19 protein-coding genes and 1 riboswitch are annotated in these 17529 nt (G+C 69.4%); of the genes, 8 read left to right on the top strand and 11 right to left on the bottom strand.

Annotation, left to right across the window (positions count from 1 at the left end; genetic code table 11):
* Positions 1–94: 94 nt before the first annotated feature.
* The 9 genes from BHE97_RS11155 to BHE97_RS11195 all read right to left on the bottom strand — a co-directional run bounded on the left by BHE97_RS11155 (position 95) and on the right by BHE97_RS11195 (position 8169).
* A complete protein-coding gene (locus BHE97_RS11155; RefSeq protein ID WP_236757650.1) occupies positions 95–1078 on the bottom strand; it encodes a homoserine O-acetyltransferase in 984 nt (327 codons plus the stop codon).
* A complete protein-coding gene (locus BHE97_RS11160; RefSeq protein WP_087624112.1) occupies positions 1075–2367 on the bottom strand; it encodes a bifunctional o-acetylhomoserine/o-acetylserine sulfhydrylase in 1293 nt (430 codons plus the stop codon). Before BHE97_RS11160 ends, BHE97_RS11155 begins: the two co-directional genes overlap by 4 nt.
* Before the next feature lie 222 nt (positions 2368–2589).
* The gene (locus BHE97_RS11165) at positions 2590–3465 is read right to left on the bottom strand and encodes a biotin-dependent carboxyltransferase family protein (protein WP_087624113.1); all 876 of its coding nucleotides are present in this window, start codon (positions 3463–3465) and stop codon (positions 2590–2592) included.
* Positions 3462–4073, bottom strand: a complete 612-nt coding sequence (pxpB, locus tag BHE97_RS11170; protein ID WP_087624114.1) for a 5-oxoprolinase subunit PxpB — start codon at positions 4071–4073, stop codon at positions 3462–3464. The genes BHE97_RS11165 and pxpB overlap by 4 nt, the downstream gene beginning before the upstream one ends.
* The gene (locus tag BHE97_RS11175; RefSeq protein WP_087624115.1) at positions 4070–4828 is read right to left on the bottom strand and encodes a 5-oxoprolinase subunit PxpA; all 759 of its coding nucleotides are present in this window, start codon (positions 4826–4828) and stop codon (positions 4070–4072) included. Before BHE97_RS11175 ends, pxpB begins: the two co-directional genes overlap by 4 nt.
* A gap of 1 nt (position 4829) precedes the next feature.
* A complete protein-coding gene (locus BHE97_RS11180; protein WP_087624116.1) occupies positions 4830–6047 on the bottom strand; it encodes an NRAMP family divalent metal transporter in 1218 nt (405 codons plus the stop codon).
* 82 nt (positions 6048–6129) lie between these two features.
* Positions 6130–6534: a PIN domain-containing protein gene (locus BHE97_RS11185; protein ID WP_087624141.1), complete on the bottom strand. Its 405-nt coding sequence runs from the start codon at positions 6532–6534 to the stop codon at positions 6130–6132.
* Positions 6531–6782 carry a type II toxin-antitoxin system Phd/YefM family antitoxin gene (locus BHE97_RS11190; protein WP_087624117.1) on the bottom strand — a complete coding sequence of 84 codons (252 nt, stop codon included), beginning with the start codon at positions 6780–6782 and terminating at the stop codon, positions 6531–6533. Before BHE97_RS11190 ends, BHE97_RS11185 begins: the two co-directional genes overlap by 4 nt.
* Before the next feature lie 49 nt (positions 6783–6831).
* Complete coding sequence (locus BHE97_RS11195; RefSeq protein WP_236757651.1) at positions 6832–8169, bottom strand: ATP-dependent 6-phosphofructokinase; 1338 nt, start codon at positions 8167–8169, stop codon at positions 6832–6834.
* Between the two features lie 108 nt (positions 8170–8277).
* Between BHE97_RS11195 and BHE97_RS11200 the strand changes: the two genes are divergently transcribed.
* The 7 genes from BHE97_RS11200 (at position 8278) to BHE97_RS11230 (ending at position 14299) form a co-directional block, all read left to right on the top strand.
* Positions 8278–9357: an alpha/beta hydrolase fold domain-containing protein gene (locus tag BHE97_RS11200; RefSeq protein WP_087624118.1), complete on the top strand. Its 1080-nt coding sequence runs from the start codon at positions 8278–8280 to the stop codon at positions 9355–9357.
* Positions 9358–9507: 150 nt separating this feature from the next.
* Positions 9508–10116 carry a TetR/AcrR family transcriptional regulator gene (locus BHE97_RS11205; RefSeq protein ID WP_236757652.1) on the top strand — a complete coding sequence of 203 codons (609 nt, stop codon included), beginning with the start codon at positions 9508–9510 and terminating at the stop codon, positions 10114–10116.
* Position 10117: 1 nt separating this feature from the next.
* The gene (locus tag BHE97_RS11210) at positions 10118–10909 is read left to right on the top strand and encodes a TIGR03084 family metal-binding protein (RefSeq protein WP_087624119.1); all 792 of its coding nucleotides are present in this window, start codon (positions 10118–10120) and stop codon (positions 10907–10909) included.
* A 172-nt stretch (positions 10910–11081) separates the two neighbouring features.
* Entirely contained in the window at positions 11082–11972 is an 891-nt protein-coding gene (locus BHE97_RS11215; RefSeq protein ID WP_087624144.1) for a zinc ABC transporter substrate-binding protein, read from the top strand.
* Positions 11969–12667 carry a metal ABC transporter ATP-binding protein gene (locus BHE97_RS11220; protein WP_087624120.1) on the top strand — a complete coding sequence of 233 codons (699 nt, stop codon included), beginning with the start codon at positions 11969–11971 and terminating at the stop codon, positions 12665–12667. Before BHE97_RS11215 ends, BHE97_RS11220 begins: the two co-directional genes overlap by 4 nt.
* Before the next feature lie 5 nt (positions 12668–12672).
* Entirely contained in the window at positions 12673–13503 is an 831-nt protein-coding gene (locus BHE97_RS11225; protein WP_087624145.1) for a metal ABC transporter permease, read from the top strand.
* 127 nt (positions 13504–13630) lie between these two features.
* Positions 13631–14299: a metal-dependent transcriptional regulator gene (locus tag BHE97_RS11230; RefSeq protein ID WP_087624121.1), complete on the top strand. Its 669-nt coding sequence runs from the start codon at positions 13631–13633 to the stop codon at positions 14297–14299.
* A gap of 207 nt (positions 14300–14506) precedes the next feature.
* Here the strand turns inward: BHE97_RS11230 and BHE97_RS11235 are convergent, their stop codons facing one another.
* Positions 14507–15181 (bottom strand): response regulator transcription factor, encoded by a 675-nt coding sequence (locus tag BHE97_RS11235; protein ID WP_087624122.1) that lies wholly within the window; start codon positions 15179–15181, stop codon positions 14507–14509.
* Positions 15178–16329 (bottom strand): sensor histidine kinase, encoded by a 1152-nt coding sequence (locus tag BHE97_RS11240; protein WP_087624123.1) that lies wholly within the window; start codon positions 16327–16329, stop codon positions 15178–15180. The genes BHE97_RS11235 and BHE97_RS11240 overlap by 4 nt, the downstream gene beginning before the upstream one ends.
* 196 nt (positions 16330–16525) lie before the next feature.
* On the opposite strand from BHE97_RS11240, the gene BHE97_RS11245 reads away from it, so the two are divergent.
* Positions 16526–17227, top strand: a complete 702-nt coding sequence (locus tag BHE97_RS11245) for a hypothetical protein (protein WP_087624124.1) — start codon at positions 16526–16528, stop codon at positions 17225–17227.
* A gap of 152 nt (positions 17228–17379) precedes the next feature.
* Positions 17380–17506: riboswitch (cobalamin riboswitch) on the top strand.
* The last annotated feature ends 23 nt before the right edge of the window (positions 17507–17529 follow it).

Consider the following 17529-nt stretch of genomic DNA (forward strand, 5'->3'; position numbering starts at 1 on the left):
CGGTGAGCTACACACCTCTCGACGCGGTTGAGGGGTGCGTAAGCCACCGCCCCGAGGGTTGAGAGGTGCGTACCTCACCGCCCACGGGCGGGGGTCAGGCGGTGAGGAGGGCGCGGGCGAGTGCGCCGACGGCCTCGGACTCGACGAGGAAGCCGTCGTGTCCGTAGGGCGAGGACACCACGTCCAGCTCACCGCACCCTGCGATGCCCTCGGCCAGCTCGCGCTGCTGGTGCAGTGGATACAGTCGGTCGGAGTCGATACCCGCCACCAGCGTCCGCGCGGTGATCCGACCGAGGGCGGCGGCGATGCCCCCACGCCCACGCCCGATATCGTGGCTGTTCATCGCCTCGTTGAGCACGATGTAGGAGTTCGCATCGAAGCGCTTGACGAGCTTGGCGCCGTGGTGCTGCAGATAGGACTCCACGGCCCAACGCCCGTCCGCCTGCACCATGCGACCGAAGCGCTCGGACAACTCGAACTCACTGCGATAGGACAGGTGCGCGACACGGCGGGCCAGATCGAGTCCGGTCTCGGGCCCGGCAGCGCGGATGATGTCGTTCTGCGTGGTGGCCAGACCGATCTGGTCGGCCGAGGCGGCGGCACTGGTGGCCAGGAGGAAGAGCCGCTCTACGCGGGCGGGGTGCTCGATGGCCCACTCCAGCGCCCGCATGCCGCCCGCCGACCCGCCGATCACGCTGTGCCAGGTGTCGATGCCGAGGGCATCGGCCAGGGCGACCTCGGCGGCCACCTGATCACGGACGGTCACGGCAGGGAAACGAGACCCGTAGGGCTGCCCGCCCGGGTCGAGGCTGAGCGGTCCGGTGGATCCTCGGCAGCCGCCGAGGATATTGGCGGCCACGATGAAGAACCGGTCCGTGTCGATGCCGCGGCCGGGCCCGACGACCTCGCCCCACCAGCCGCCCTCACCGGTGACGATGTGGTCGCCGGTGAGGGCATGCAGGACGAGCACAGCATTGGAGCCGTCGTACTCGCCCCAGGTGGCGTAGGCGAGGCGGACCTCCGGCAGGAGCTCACCAGATTCGAGGGTGAGGTCGCCGATTTCCTGCTCGTGGGTCACTTGGCCGCGCGGAATCCTGCGTCGAGGTCGGCGAGGATGTCGTCGATCCCTTCGAGGCCGACGGCCAGACGCACCAGACCGGGGGTCACGCCCGCCGCCGACTGCTCGTCGGCCGTGAGCTGAGAGTGGGTCGTCGAGGCCGGGTGGATGGCCAGGCTGCGGACATCGCCGATATTGGCGACGTGGCTGTGCAACTCCAGGGCGTCGATGAAGCGGCGTCCGGCATCCAGGCCGCCGGGCAGCTCGAAGGTGACGATCGCCCCCGACCCCTTGGGCGTGTAGCGCTCCGCGAGCTCGTGGTACGGGCTCGACGGCAGGCTGGCCCAGTGGACCGACACGGCGTCTTCACGCGCCTCCAGCCACTCGGCCACCTTGCGCGCGTTCTCCAGGTGGCGCTCGATGCGCAGGCTCAGCGTCTCCAACCCCTGGGCGAGCAGCCAGGCGTTGAACGGAGCGATGGCGGGACCGATATTGCGCAGGTACTGCACACGCAGCTTGGTGAGGTAGGCGGCCGGGCCGAGGGCCTCGGCGTAGACGAGGCCGTGGTAGCTCTCGTCGGCCCGGGTGAAGCCGGGGTACTTGTCTCCGTGCGCGCCGTAGTCGAAGGTGCCCCCGTCGATCACGACGCCGGCGATGGCGGTGCCGTGGCCGCCGATGTACTTGGTGGCCGAGTGGACGACGGTGTCGGCGCCGTGCTGCAGCGGGTTCAGACCGTACGGGGTCGCGACGGTGTTGTCGACGATCAATGGAACGCCGACCTCGCGGGCGACGGCGGAGACGGCCTCGAGATCGAGGACATCGCCCTTCGGGTTGCCAATGGTCTCACCGAAGAACGCCTTCGTATTCTCCTGCGCCGCGTCGCGCCACTGTCGCGGGTCGTTCGGCTCCTCGACGAAGGAGACGGCGATGCCGAGCTTGGGGAAGGAGTGCCGCAGCAGGCTGTCGGTGCCGCCGTAGAGGCTGGCCGAGGCGACGATATGGTCGCCGGCCTCGGCGACATTCGTCAACGCGCCGGTCGTGGCGGCCTGGCCGGAGGCGAACAACAGGGCGCCGACGCCGCCCTCGAGGGCGGCGATGCGCTGTTCCACCACATCCTGCGTGGGATTCATGATGCGCGTGTAGATATTGCCGGGCTCGGCCAGGGCGAACAGGTCGCCCGCGTGCTGGGTGTCGCGGAACTGATAGGAGGTGGTCTGGTAGATCGGCAGAGCGCGGGCGCCCGTGGTGGGGTCGGCGGTCTGGCCGGCGTGGATCTGCTTGGTCTCGAACGACCAGTCGTCACTCGTCATATCTGCTCCTTGGCTCGCGAACCTGTACTGAGCGTGACAGATATCCCGTCAACTGGGCAACTGTCTCGCCATGCGGTCACCTCGTCGGGGCTGCCGAGTGGTGCAATTCCGTCCGCGAGTGGTGCAGATTCGCCCTCGAAATCGCTGTTCGAGGGCGAATCTGCACCACTCGCGGTCACCGGGAGGAGCGGCGGGGTGGTGGCGAGGACATGGACGCTCCTCTCAGGACCAGGTCAGCCGTACCTGCTGGCCGGGCCGCGACTGGGCGGCGCGGTCGACGTCCTCGTCCAGCAGGACGGCCGCGACCGGATAACCGCCGGTGACCGGGTGATCGGCGAGGAAGAGGACCGGCTCGCCGTTCGGCGGCACCTGGATCGCTCCGCGGGTGGCGCCCTCGCTGGGCAGCTGGCGACCCGGCTCGGCGTGCTGGAGCGCGTCTCCCTCCGGCGGACACAATCGCGCGCCGACTCGGTTCGTCCTGTCCGAGACGGTCCAGGTGATGCCTGTCAGCCGGTCGGCATCGGCCAGCCAATCGTCGTGGGGCCCGCGCACGGCACGCAACGTCACGACGTCCTCATCGAAGCGGGCGACGGGCGCGAGGTCGGTGGTCGGGAGCTCACCGGCCTTCGAACCGAGAGCGAGTCGATCGCCCCCGGCCAGCGGCGCCGGGCCGAGACCCGAGAGGGTGTCCGTGCTGCATGACCCCAGCACGGGCTCGGCCTCGATGCCGCCACGCAACGCGACGTAGGCGCGCACTCCCGAGGTGGCCTGTCCGAGGCTCAGCGTCCACCCCGGCTGGAGGGTGTGCCGGGCGTTGAGCCCCATCGGGACGGGCCCCTGGCCGCGATCGACGTGGACCTCGACGTCCGCGCCGGTGACCGCGATGTCGACGGTGCCGTCGGTGCTGAGGCTGAGACCACCCATCAGCACCTCGATCGCCACGGCGTCCTCGGGATTGCCGACGAGCCGGTGCGCCAGTGCGAACGAGCGCCGGTCGGCCGCACCCGAGCGCCCGACCCCGATCGAGGCGTAACCGGGACGGCCGAGATCCTGGAGGGTGGCCTGCGGCCCGGTCGCGAGGATCTCGATCGTGGTCATCGGCCGGCCTCCACGAAGCGCACGGTGGTGCCCGGCTGCAGCAGCGCGGGCGGATCGCGGTCGATGTCGAAGAGCGTGAGATCGGTGCGGCCGATGAGCTGCCAGCCGCCCGGGGACTCGCGGGGGTAGATGCCGCTGAAGGTGCCCGCGAGGCCGACCGCGCCGGTGGGCACGGCGGTGCGGGGCTCGTCGCGCCGGGGCACGTCGAGGCGTTCGTCGCCGCCGGTGAGATAGGCGAATCCGGGCGCGAAGCCCCCGAAGGCCACCGTCCAGGGCCGACCGGTGTGGGCCTCGATCACCTCATCGCGGGACAAGCCGGTCAGCCGGCATACCTCGTCGAGATCGGGTCCGTCGTAGACCGTGGGCACCTCGACCGTCTCACCCGCCGCGGCGGTGGCCCGCTCGCCGGGCGTGAGGGCCCCGAGGGCCTCGCGTGCCCGGCCTATCCGATCGGACGTGGCGGCGGTGATCAACACCGTGCAGGCGCCCGGCACCACGTCCAGCAGGTCGAGACCGGCAGCGGTCACCGCGGCGGCCCAGGCGACGGGATCCTCGTGCTCCTCGAGCTCCAGCAGCAGGGCGCGATCCCCGTAGGGCAGTGTCCTCATGCGAAGGCCTCCACCGTGATGTCGGCGGCATCGAGCGCGGCGCGTACCGCCTCGCTCATAGCCACCGCTCCTGGAGTGTCGCCGTGGAGACAGACGGAGTCGACCGCCATGCGGATCTGTGTGCCGTCGATCGCCTCGACGATGCCCTCGGTGACCATCCGGGTGACGCGATCGGCCACCACCTGCGGATCGGCCAGCACGGCTCCCTCCTCGCGTCGGGAGACCAATGTGCCGTTGGGCGTGTAGGCGCGGTCGGCGAAGGCCTCGTACACCGGCCGCAGCCCTCGCCGCTCCGCCTGCGCGAGCAACTCGGAGCCCGGCAGGCCGAGGATCGGCAGGCTCCGGTCGACCGAGGCGACCGCGTCGACCACGGCCCGGGCGTGCTCCTCGTGATGGACCGCGGTGTTGTAGAGGGCGCCGTGCGGCTTGACGTAGACCACCCGGCCGCCGGCCGCCGAGGCGAGCGCCTGAAGGGCGCCGATCTGGTAGACGACATCGTCGGTCAGCTCGCGGACGGTGGCGTCGACGAAGCGCCGGCCGAAGCCCGCCAGGTCGCGATAACCGACCTGCGCGCCGATCGCGACCCCTTGCTCCACGGCCCAGCCGCAGGTGCGGGCGATGGTGGTCGGGTCGCCGGCATGGAAGCCGCAGGCGACATTGGCGCTGGTGACCGTCCGCAGGACGGCCTCGTCATCGCCGAGCTCCCATCGGCCGAAGGACTCGCCGACATCGCTGTTGAGGTCGATGTGCATCAGATCAGCTCCAGAGATCGGACAACCCGCCGAGCGAGTTCCAGCCGAGGTAGAGGGTCAGCAGCCATACGAGCATGCCGACGATCTTCAACCACAGCGGATAGAGGTACCCGCCCAGGAGATCACGGCGCATCCACGCGATCCACAGCACCACCGTGAAGCCGATCGGCAGGATGAGCCCGTTGACCGCTCCGGCGAAGATCAGCAGTGTCACCGGGGCCGCTCCCAGCGCCAGGAAGGCGATCGCGCTGACGGCGATGAAGCCCACGGTCAACAGATTCTGGGTGCGCTCGGAGATTGCGGTGGTGCTCATGAACGACACGGACGTGTAGGCGGCGCCGATGACCGAGGTGATCGCCGCCGCCCACAGAATGACGCCGAAGACGATCAGCCCGGCATCGCCGATGGCGTTCTCGAAGGCGCTCGCGGTGGGATTGTCGGCGGCCAGCTGGATGCCTCCGGCGGTCACGCCGAGGATGGCGAGGAACAGCAGGACGCGCATGACCCCCGTGACGAGGATGCCGTAGACGGAGGTGCGGGTGATCTGGCCGACGTTCTCCGGGCCCGTGACACCGCTGTCGAGGAGGCGGTGGGCGCCGGCATAGGTGATGTAGCCGCCGACGGTGCCGCCCACGATGGTGGTGATGGCGAGGAAGTCGACCGTCTCGGGCATGACCGTATTGCGGAGGGCGTCGCCGATCGGCGGCCGTGACACGATCGTCGTGTAGAGGGTCATGCCGATCATCAGCACCCCGAGCAGGACGACGACGCGGTCGAGCGCGACCCCGGCGCGCTTGCTGAGGAAGATCGCGATCGCGATGGCCGCCGACACGGTACCGCCGATCCTGGGATCGACGCCGAACATCGCATTGGCACCGAGGCCGGCACCGCTGACATTGCCGATATTGAACACCAGCCCGCCGGACACGACCAGCGCCGAAAGCAGCCACCCGATGCCCGGCAGTACCTCGTTGCCGAGCTCGTGGGCACGACGTCCGGCAACACCGACCACGCGCCATACGTTCAGTTGGACGGCGATGTCGATGACGATCGAGGCGAGGATCGCGAAGGCGAAGGCCGCGCCCAGCTTGACGGTGAAATCGGTGGTCTGGGTGATGAAACCCGGACCGATGGCGCTGGTGGCCATGAGGAACATGGCACCGAGCAGCGCGCTGCGGGCAGATGGCCGCTTGGCCGAGTCGCGGACGTTCTCGTCGGTCATCGTGGTCTCCTGATCGCCGGAGGGCGCTGTCACGATGACCGCGATCGTAGTCCCGTCCTCGCCGGCCCGCTCGGCGTCGCGGTCAGCTCGCGCTGTCGACGGGATCGTAGGTGGGGTAGCCGATGATCTCCGCGACCGACCGCATGCTCGCGTCGTGGGTGACGATAGTGGCGTCCACGCCGGTATGGATGGCGGTGGCCAGATGCAGGGCATCCGAGGTCTTGAGGTGAGGGACGATCGCTTCCGCCTCCGCTATCACGGGGTCGGTGAGCGCGATGACGGCGATGAAATCCAGGATATCGTCGCGGCGGTCGACCGGGAGGTCCTCGCGGCGCAGCACCCTCGTCAATTCGGTGCGCAGCAGGCGTGAGGCGATCACGGTGCTGTCGGGTGCGGCGGTGGTTTCATCGAACCAGCGTGCCGCCGGGGCCGACTGGCCGAGGAGGATGCGTACCGCGACGGAGGAGTCGAGGTAGAAGTACCTCACCACGCGCCCTTCATGTCGTCGATCAGTTCGTCGACGGTCTCGGCGGTCCGTGGATCGTGTCGGGGAAGACGCGAGGTGCGCGCCGGGCCGGCCTTCTTCGGCGCCGGGATGCCGGGCTGGACGTCCGGCGGGACGATGTGGCCGATCACCCGGTGATGCCGGGTGATCGCGTAGGTGTCTCCCGCCTCCACGGCAGCGAGCGTCCGGGTGGGGTTCTGCCGGAGCTCGCCGACGGACACGGTCTTCATGTCTCAATAATACGAGATTTGTCTACGAGTATCTAGAGAAGCGTGACGGTCAGCGCATGGAGAAGGGCTGGCCGGTCGACTCCATGACGCTCAGCCAGAGATCGCCATCGGGGTTGACGCGCTGGGTGCGCTTGGTGACCTCCTCGATCGGCACGTGCGCGAAGCGGTGGCGTGGGCGGCCGACGACGATATCGGTGCGGCCCGCCATGGCCGCGTGGACGGCCACCTGTGCCAGCCGCGTGCAGTAGACCGAGTCGGCGGCATCCGCCGGCACCGAGCGAATCAGATAGCCGGGGTCGAAGTGCCGGAGCGTGAGCGGCATGCCGCGGTCTTTGAACTCGCGGGCGATCCTGGCGCGCAGGAGGCCGGAGAAGTCGCCGAGCACCTGGTTGCCGCTTGCATCGGTGCGTCGGCTGGCCGGGATGAGGTCCTGTCCGGCGCCCTCGGCCAGCACGATGACCGCGCTGCCGCGTTCGTCAACCCGCTTGGCGAGCTGTGCCAGCAGACCGTTCTCTCCGTCGAGGGAGAAGGGCACCTCGGGGATCAGCACGAAGTCGGCATCCTGATAGGCCAGTGCGGAATAACAGGCGACGAAGCCCGCGTGCCGGCCCATGACCTTGACCACCGCCACGCCCCCGGCTGCCGCATCGGATTCGACCCGCGCCGCCTTGATCGACTCTGCCGCCTTGGCGTAGGCGGTCTGGAAGCCGAAGCTGGTGCCGATGAGCGGGATGTCGTTGTCGATCGTCTTCGGCACGCCGACAACGGCGATCGACAGCTCGCGGCGTGCGATCTCCTCGTGGATGGCGTGTGCCCCGCGCATCGACCCGTCCCCGCCGATGACGAAGAGGATGTCGATGCCGCGATCGACCAGCGTGTCGACCATGACCTCGACATCCTGGCTGCCTCGCGAGGAGCCGAGGACGGTACCGCCGCGTTCGGCGATGCTCTGCACGAAGGAGGGGGTGAGCTCGATCGGGTCGGGCGCCTGACCGGGCGCGAGGCCCGCGTAGCCGTTGCGGAAGCCGGTGACATCCGTGACGCCGTAGTGTTCGAACAGTTCGAGGACCAGCGCACGGATGACGTCATTGAGCCCTGGGCAGAGGCCGCCGCAGGTGACGACGCCGGCCTTGGTGGTGGCCGGGTCGAAGAAGATCTTGCGCCGGGGGCCGCCCGGCTCGTAGGACGGGACCTCCTCGAGCGGGACATCGCCGCGGGAGGCGAGCAGGCTGATGGTGTCGTCGATCAGGACGCGGTCGTCCTCGGCGACGTAGTACGCATTGGTGGCGCGGTGCCCTACGTACTCGGCGAGCGGGGAGTCGTAGCGTGGCTCGCCGAGGGACCGGACCTGCAGGTCCGCCAGGCTCATGTCGTCATAGGTCACCACACCCCCAACGGTAGCCGAACTCCGTGCCCGGCAGGTGGGCACCGAGGGTCGCGGGTGGGGCTCATCACGTCACGTGTGGTGAGTGGTCCGCACCCGTATTCTGGCGATATGGCACCCGCCGTCCGGTCTCCTCGTGCCGCGCGTTGGCTCTCGCGGCGCCGGCCGTTGCGCGCCGTGCACGCCGACGCGGTCTTGCACGAGGATCCGAGTCCCCGCGCCCGGCTGATCGGTCGCGGAGCCCGTCTCGCGGTCAAGCCGTTGCTGAGGCTCGCCCCGATGGACGACCGGATGTTCGCGCGGCTCCGGTCCCTGGATCGGTATCGACCTCGCCATCCGACAGAGGGCATCAGTGCGGTGGAGGTCGATCTCGATGGTGTTCGCGCGGAGTGGATGGGCCTCGAGGAGGGGCGCGGCAGCGATCTGACCCTCGTGTACTTCCACGGGGGCGGTTTCTTCACCGGGAGCATCGACTCGCATCGCAGTATGTGCGAGCAGCTGGTGCGCGACACCGGCGGTGCCGTCGTGTCGGTCGACTATGTGATGCTCCCCGAGGGCACCATCGCCGACTCGGTCGCGGATGCGATGGCTGCCTATGAGGCCGTGATCGCCCGTGTGGACCGGCCTGACAAGGTCGTCGTCGGCGGTGACTCGGCGGGCGGATACCTGGCGATGAAGGTAGGTGAGCTCAGCACGCGTCGCGGCATCCAGCGTCCGGCCGGTCTCATCGGCTTCTCGCCGCTGCTGAGCCTCGATCCCGAGCGTGAGGACAAGAATGTCGTGCGGGTCTCGCCCGTGCGCGAGGCCTATCTGCCGATCAAGCGCACCCCGCGGATGCGCGAGCGCTGGCTGCCCGATGGTGCGGTGATCGAGGGATTCGCCTCGCCGCTGCACGCCGCGGCCTATATCGAGTCGCCGGTGCACCTGGTGGCCGTGGAGGACGAGATGCTCCGCCCGGAGACAGAGGCCTTCGCGCTGCTACTGACCGACAAGGGCGTCGACGTGGAGGTGCATCTGTGGCGCGGCCAGGTGCACGCCTTCGTGTCGCTCGTCGATGTCCTCCCGGATGCGCGGGTGGCCGTGCGTCAGGGGGCCGACTTCGCCCGGAGGGTCATCGGTGAGCTCGTCGAGGACTCCGTCACCGACCCTGATGCCCACCCCGAGGACCTCTCGGGCCACCTCGCGGGCTGACTCCGTCCCTTGGTCCAGCTTTTGCCGGGTTGTGGCCCCCTGAGACCTCTCTTGAGGGGCCAGAACCCGGCAAAGGTTGGGCGGAGCCGAGGGGACCTCAACTTACCGGCAGGGTTGACTGTTTCTTTCGTGCGCGCCATGCTGGGCGACGTGACCGAGGCAGAGACCCCGACGCGGGTTCCGCAGGAGGAACGGACGCGACAGATGCGCCGTCGACTCCTCGAAGCGACGGTGGATTCGCTCGTCGAGCTCGGCTGGTCGGGCACCACGACGACGGTCGTCAGCCGGCGCGCCGGGGTGAGTCGCGGCGCGCAGCTGCATCATTTTCCGAGTAAGCACGATCTGGTGGTCGCCGCCGTCGAGTTCATCACCGATCGCCGCCGTAGCCAGATGGATGCCGTATTGGCCGACCTGCCCGCCGAAGGCCGCACCCACGCGGTCCTCGATGCACTCGCCGCGCAGTTCACCTCGCCGGTCTTCTTCGCAGCCCTCGAACTGTGGGTCGCCGCTCGCACGGACGAGAGCCTGCGTGCCGAGGTGGGCGATCTCGAACGGCGCATCGGCCGCGAGACCCACGCGCACGCGGTCACCCTGCTCGGCATCGACGAGAGCCGGGGGCGCAACCGGCAGCTCGTGCAGGCCACGCTCGACCTCGTCCGCGGCCTCGGCCTCGCCGCGACCCTCAGCGACGATTCGGTGCGACGAGCCGCCATCCTCGACGCCTGGGCCGTCACCCTCGACCACGAACTGGAGCGCTGACATGACCGTCCTCGACTCGATCCTCGACGACCTCGCGGCGGAGAGCCTGCAGCTCGACGGCTGGGTCGCCGGCCTCCCGCTGGCCGGCTGGCAGACCGTGACGACCCCGGAGGGATGGACGGTGGCTCACCAGGTCGCCCACCTGCACTGGACCGATCAGGCCTCGGTCGAGGCGATCACCGACCGCGAGGCCTTCGACGAGCTGATGCGGCAGGCCGAAGCGAATCCCACGGGATTCGCCGACGATGCCGCCGACGAGCTCGCCCTGGAGCCGCCCGACCAGCTGCTGCGCGCCTGGCGGCAAGGTCGCGGGGCGTTGGCCGAGGCACTCAGCTCGGTACCCGAGGGGAAGAGGGTGCCCTGGTTCGGACCGCCGATGAGTCCTGCCTCCATGGCCACGGCGCGTTTCATGGAGACGTGGGCGCACGGACACGATGTCGCCGAGGCGGTGGGGATCGAGGTTCCGCGCCACGACCGGGTGCGCCATGTGTGCCACCTCGCGGTACGGACCCGAGGCTTCGCCTATCTGGTGCGGGGCCTGGAGGCGCCGGACGCGCCGGTACGTGTGGAACTCACCGCCCCCGGTGGCGATCGGTGGGAGTGGGGTCCCGAGGATGCCGCCGATCGGGTGACCGGTGATGCCTGGGACTTCGCACTGCTGGCCACGCGACGCCGGCATCGCGATGACGTGGACGTCCGCGCGGTCGGCGACGACGCGAACCGGTGGCTCGACATCGCGCAGACCTTCGCCGGCCTGCCCGGCAACGATCCCAAGCGTCTCGCCGACCGCTGAGGGGTCAGGAGACCAGGGAGCCGATCGTGAGGAAGGCGACGAGCGCGGCGACGAAGATCGCGGTGCGCAGGGTGCCGGTGCGGAGTTGCCGGCGCTGGACTTCGGTCATGGCCCCATCATAGTTCGCCATCCCGCCACGCGCTATCGGTGAGCGCGGACTAAGATGTTCGTCATGCCGAACATCTTGCGGTGGGGAGGGGCCGCCGCGGTCTTCGTCCTGTCCGCCTGCGCCCCAGCCGCCTCTGGTGAGCAGGCCGACGAGCGTCCGGTGGTCCTGTCGACCTTCACGGTCACCGCCGACATGATCGAGGCGGTCGGCGGCGATGCCGTGCGGGTCGAGTCCCTGCTCCCGCTCGGAGCGGAGGTCCACGGCTACGAGCCGACTCCCGGTGACCTGCGCCGAGCGGCTGATGCCGATCTCGTCATCGACAACGGGCTCGGGCTCGAGGCCTGGTTCGGGCAGTTCATCCAGCGCCTCGATGTGCCGCGCGTGGCTGCCGCTGAAGGGATCGAGCCGATCGCGATCGAGGGCACCGACGAGCCCAATCCGCACGCCTGGATGTCACCACGCGAGTCCGCGGACTATGTGGACACGATCGAGCGTGCCCTCGTCGACCTGGTCCCGGAAGAGCGGGAGGGGATCGAGGACCGAGCCGACCACTACCGGGCGGAGCTCGCGGCCATCGAACGGCGACTCGTGCGGGCGGCCGCCGAGGTCCCGGCCGAGCGCCGGATCCTCGTCACCTGCGAGGGAGCCTTCTCCTATCTCGCGCGCGACGCCGGACTCCGAGAGGCCTATCTGTGGCCGGTCAACTCCGAGCACCAGGTCACGCCGCGCCGGGCCGCCGCACTCGACGATCTGCTGACCCGGCGACAAGTCCCGGCGGTGTTCTGCGAGTCGACGGTGTCGAGTCAGACGATGCGCCAGCTCGCTGCCGCGACCGGCACACCCTTCGGAGGCACGCTCTACGTCGACTCGCTCTCGCCACCGGACGGACCGGTGCCCAGCCACCTCGACGTGGTGCGTCACGCCGCCGATCTGATCGTGGAGGTCCTACGATGACGGCCATCGAGATTGAGACGGCTACGGTCCGCCGCGCGCGGCGGACCGTACTGCGCGATGTCTCGGTGCAGGTCGAGGTCGGACACGTGTGTGCACTGCTCGGGATGAACGGCGCCGGCAAGAGCACGCTCTTCGATGTCATCGCCGACCGTCTGCCGCTCGCCGGCGGGTCGATCGACGTCCTCGGCGCCACGCCTCGCAGCGCACGCCGGGCGGGTCGTGTCGGCTATGTCGTGCAGAGCGAGCGGATCGACCTCGATTTCCCGGTGACGGTTCGCGGCGTGGTCTCGATGGGCATCGCCGGGCGCCGCGAGGCGCGGCGACGGACGGATGAGGCCATCGAGCGCGTCGGCCTGGAGGCCCTCGCCGACCGGCCCCTCGGTCGCCTGTCCGGTGGGCAGCGCAAGCGCGCCTTCCTGGCCCGTTGCCTCGCCCAGCGAGCCGAGCTGATCCTGCTGGACGAGCCCTTCGCGGGAGTCGATCGCCCGAGCGAGCTGGCCTTGCGTCAGGTCATCGGCGAACTCGCCGCCGATGGCACCACGGTGCTCGTCTCCACACATGATGTGCGCGAGCTGGAGACCTGGTGCGATGACGCGATCGTGCTGGCCGGCCGGGTGGTCGCTTGCGGCCCGGTACGTGAGACGGTGACGGCCGAGCGATTGGCGCAGGCCTTCGGCTGGGAGGGATCGGCGTGATCGAGATGTTCTCCTATGAGTTCATGCAGGTCGCGGCCCTCGTCGCCGTGGCCGCGTCCGTGGCCTGCGCGCTGCTCAGCTGCTGGATCGTGCTGATCGGCTGGTCCCTCATCGGCGATGCCGTCTCCCATGCCGTGCTGCCCGGCGTGGTGCTCGCCTATGCGGTCGGCGTCCCGTTCACGGCCGGGGCGCTGCTGTTCGCCTTCATCGCGGTCGGTCTGATCGCCTTGGTACGCCAGGGCCCGACCAAGGAGGATGCGGCGATCGGGGTGGTCTTCACGTCGCTGTTCGCGCTCGGCCTGGTCCTGGTCTCGGTGGTGCCCAGCCATCTCGATCTCGGGCACATCCTCTTCGGCAATGTCCTGGGCGTCAGCGACGCCGAGGTGGTCCAGGTGGTCGTGCTCGCGGTCCTCGTCGCGATGGTGCTCGTGGTCCTGCGCAGGCCGCTCACGATGTACGCCTTCGACCCGGTGCACACCTATATGATGGGTCGTTCTCCGCGGATGCTGGCGGGTGTCCTGTTGACGCTGCTGGCGGTGACGGCGGTGGTCGGGTTGCAGGCGGTGGGGGTGGTGCTCGTGGTCGCGCTGCTGATCATCCCCGGTGTCACCGCCCGTCTGTTGACCGACCGGATCGGGCGCATGCTGGTGATCGCTCCGCTGATCGCGGTCGCCGCCACCGCGGCCGGGCTGATGACGAGCTTCGCGCTCGACGTCGCTCCCGGCGGGATGATCGTGCTCGGCCAGTCGGCGGTATACGCCATGGTCTATCTCCTCGCTCCGCAGCGCGGCATGCTTCCCCGCCTCGCACGCCGGAACCACGAGATGCCCGTGTGAGCACCCCACCTGGTGGCGGTAGCTGGTCAACCCTTCCCCTGATCGCCGGTAGCCGGTCAACCTCATGGTCGAGTCATGAGGTTGACCAGCTACCGCTGACGGGCATGCGAGCCCGTAATCTGGGGACGTGCACCCCGACGAGCTGACCGCGTCCACACAGGACTATCTGAAGGTCATCTGGACGAGTCGCGAATGGCGCGACGAGCCGATCTCGTCGCGTGCGCTCGCGCAGCGCCTCGGCCAGTCGCCGTCGACGGTCTCCGAGACGGTCAAGAGGCTCACACAGCAGGGGCTGCTGACCCACGAGCGCTACGGCGATGTCGGGTTGACCGATGAGGGACGCCGCGCAGCACTCGCGATGGTGCGACGACACCGGCTCATCGAGACCTTCCTGGTGGACTATCTCGGCTACTCCTGGGACGAGGTGCACGATGAGGCCGAGGTCCTTGAGCACGCGGTCTCCGATCTGTTCATGCGACGTCTCGCGGTGGCCCTCGGGGAACCGGAGCGCGATCCCCACGGCGACCCCATACCGAGCGCCGAGGGTCAGTTGCCCGAGCTGGACGCCCGGCAGTTGTCGGAGATCGATGGCGGGGAGCGGGTCCGGGTGGTGCGGGTCTCGGACGCCGATCCCGCACTGTTGCGCTTCCTCACCGAACAGGGCATCGGCCTGGACGTGCTGCTGGATGTGAACGAGCGGCATCCCTATGCAGGCACGATCAAGGTGACGCGTGAGGGTGATGAGCTCGATCTCGGGCTGCCCGCGGCCGAGGCCATCTGGGTCGCCACGCCCTGACGCGTGCGGCGTCGGTCCGGGCGGTGAGTGGTCGACGACCGGCGGCCTCCGTCGCTTGCGCCGACGGAGGATGTGCCTCGGTGGCTGTCATAGCCGCCGCGGAAGCGCATCGTCCGTCGTCCCGTGCCGGCGGCGGTGGGTGAGCGTCCAGATCGCGGGCCGAATGGACGCCTACTCACCGCCCAGGCGTGCTACCCGGAGCGAGAGTCAGTGGCCGCCGACGAGGTGGGTCTCATAGGCGAGCACGACCAACTGCACGCGATCGCGGGAGCGGGTCTTGGCCAATAGCCGGCTGATATGGGTCTTGACGGTGGCCTCGGCCACGAACAGCTCGCTCGCGATCTCCGAATTCGACAGGCCCCGCCCGACCAGTACCAGCACCTCGCGCTCGCGATCGGTGACCTCGGCGAGCCGGTCGTCGGGGGACTTCGTGGCGTCCGTGGGATCGGGCAGCGTCGTCGCGAAGTGGTCCAGTAGTCGGCGCGTGGTCGACGGCGCCACCACGGCGTCGCCGCGATGCACCGCTCGGATCGCCCCCAGCAGCTCCGGGGGAGCGGCATCCTTGAGCAGGAAGGCCGCGGCGCCGGCCTTGATGGCCGCGAAGGCGTACTCGTCGAGATCGAAGGTGGTCAGCACGATCACTCGGGGGCCATCGGCCATCGCGGTGACCGAACGGGTGGCCTCGACGCCGTCGAGGCGCGGCATCCGCACATCCATGAGCACGACATCGCACGTGGTGACGCCGATGAGCTGCAGGGCCTCGGCTCCGTCGCCGGCCTCGCCGACCACCGTCATGTCGTCCTGGCTGTCGATGAGCATCCGGAACCCGGCTCGCACCATCTGCTGGTCGTCGACGAGGAACACGCGGATCGAATCGCTCACCAGGGAATCCTCGCATCGACCTGGTATCCGCCGCCCACGACGGGCCCGACCCGCAGCTCGCCACCGTGTGCCGCGACCCGTTCGCGCATGCCGACGAGCCCGTGGCCCCCGCCGTCATCGGCCGCGCTCGCCCCGCGGCCGTCGTCGCGCACCGTCAGGAGGAGCGCGTCACCGTCGCGGCGGAGCGTCACCGTGGTGCTCACCTCGGGTCCGGCGTGCTTGCGGACATTCGTGAGCGATTCTTGGAGCAGGCGATAGGCCGTCAGGGCGACGCCCGCCGGGACCCCGGACAGGTCCGCCGGGATCTCGGTGTCGAGTCGCATCGACATCGCGGCCTCCTCCAGCAGTGCCGGGACATCGGCGAGATCGGGCTGTGGAGCCGTGCCGGTGCCGTTCTCGCGCAGCAGGCCGAGCAGCGACCGCATCTCGGTCAGTGCCTGCCGGCCTGTGCTCGCGATGGTCTCCAGCGCCTCCACGGCCGACTCGGGGCGGGCGGCCGCGGCGTAGCGCCCCCCGTCGGCCTGCACGATGATGACCGAGAGTCCGTGCGCGACCACATCGTGCATCTCGCGGGCGATGCGATTGCGCTCGCCCTGAGCGGCGAGCTGGGCGCGCTGGTCCGCCTCGCGGGCGACCCGCTCGCTGCGTTCGATCAACGAGTTCACATAGGCCTCACGGGTGTGTCCGAGCCGTCCGAGCACCCAGGCGACGATGACGATGAGGCCGATGCCGATGGCCTGCGAGATGATGAGTTGCAGATCCGCGGTGGCGGTGAGGTCGAGTCCGGGCAGCCAGTCGACGGCGGCCACGACGGCGGCGATCAGGCTGAGGACGAGCACCGGGATGCTCGAGCGTAGCCCGCGCCATCGCGCCACCGAGTAGACGGCGACCGGGAACGCCAGCTGTCCGGGGAGGGTGGTGTCGTAGAGCAGCACCTGCGCGGCGTGCGTGACGTAGACAGCGGCGAAGACCGCCAGCGGATGCGACCGCCGCCAGAACAGGGGAGCGATCTGAGAGACGGTCAGGAGCGCCACGCCGATGCTGATGCTGACGGATGCCAGGGCGGCGAAGACGAGCAGCGCGCAGGTCAGCGCGATATCGAACCACCGCCTGCCGCGCGGGCTGAGGCGGAAGGGTGCTCTGTCCATCGTGTCGACGGTAGCCCAAGATGGACGTCCGCAGATCCGTCCAGGGGTGGATGTTTACCTCATAAAGGTGCTTTTTTGCCTGGAAAGTCAGATGATCATCCGAAAACGCGGCTGCTTGCCCTTGATCTCGCGCGCGACGCGCCGCGATCTGTTTCCATGAGGTCCAAGGAGTGGCAGACGATCGGAGGAGATCATCGTGGGCGCCACCACCCCACCAGGCTATGAGGACCTGGAACGCGACCTACGAGAACGTGGGCTCGATGCCTCGGCGAGCTGGCCGGCCGATGTGCTGGCGAGCGTGGTCGCGAGCGACGCGATGAGCTTCGTCGAGCTCACCCTCCAGCACGTCCTGGCCGATGCCCTGCGCGATGGCGAGCCGAGGGCCCGGGATCGCGAGCCTTGCGATGTCCGTGGCGCAGTGTTCGCGCACCGGCTGGACGGCACGATCTACGCCACCCTGGCCGAGGCCCTCTCGACGCTCGCCTGGGCCGGTGATCCCGGTGTCGAGCGGTGGCACGAGCTGCTCGCCGATGTCGACCACGATGCCACGGACATCCTGCGCTGCCGCATGCTCGCCGTCCCCTCGGCCGATTCCGATACCGCCGTGGAATGGCTGGTGGCCCACCCGGACTGGTACTCGCTCGGCTGGGGATCGAGCAGCTGGCCGCCGATGGACGTCGTCGCGGTACATGCCGACGTCTGCTCGATGGCGACCTATGAGGCACTCGAGCAGGCGATCTTGGAGTTCCTGCCCGAGGTCGAGGAGCCGGCCTGCCGGGGATTCGGCCAGTACGAGCTCCTCGCGGCCCTCGGCGACAGCCATCTCTCGAGTGTGGCGCGTGATCGCCTGGTGGAGCTGCACCACCGATTCGCCGAGGTGCCCGTAGCGCGGACCTAAGAGGTCGGAATCTCTAAGCCGCCACGGCAGACTGTCGATGCGGTGGCGCGAACGACACTCGAGATCGTTCGCGCTGCCGCCCGCCGGTGGAGTTCGCCACCGGGCCCCACCGCTACGAGCCTCGCGATGAGGTCTGCCCCCGCGTCACCTCCTATACTCGTGGGGTCCACGCCAGTGGGCACCTGTTCGTCGCGGGGAAGCCGGTCGGAGTCCGGCACTGTCGCGCAACCGTAGGCCTTCGGGCGAGTCGGGAGACCGGGCGGGCGGGTCCATCACGACACACTGTCGCGTCTCGCAGTGGG

Source organism: Aeromicrobium sp. PE09-221 (assembly GCF_002174305.1).
In the GTDB taxonomy this organism is placed as follows: domain Bacteria; phylum Actinomycetota; class Actinomycetes; order Propionibacteriales; family Nocardioidaceae; genus Aeromicrobium.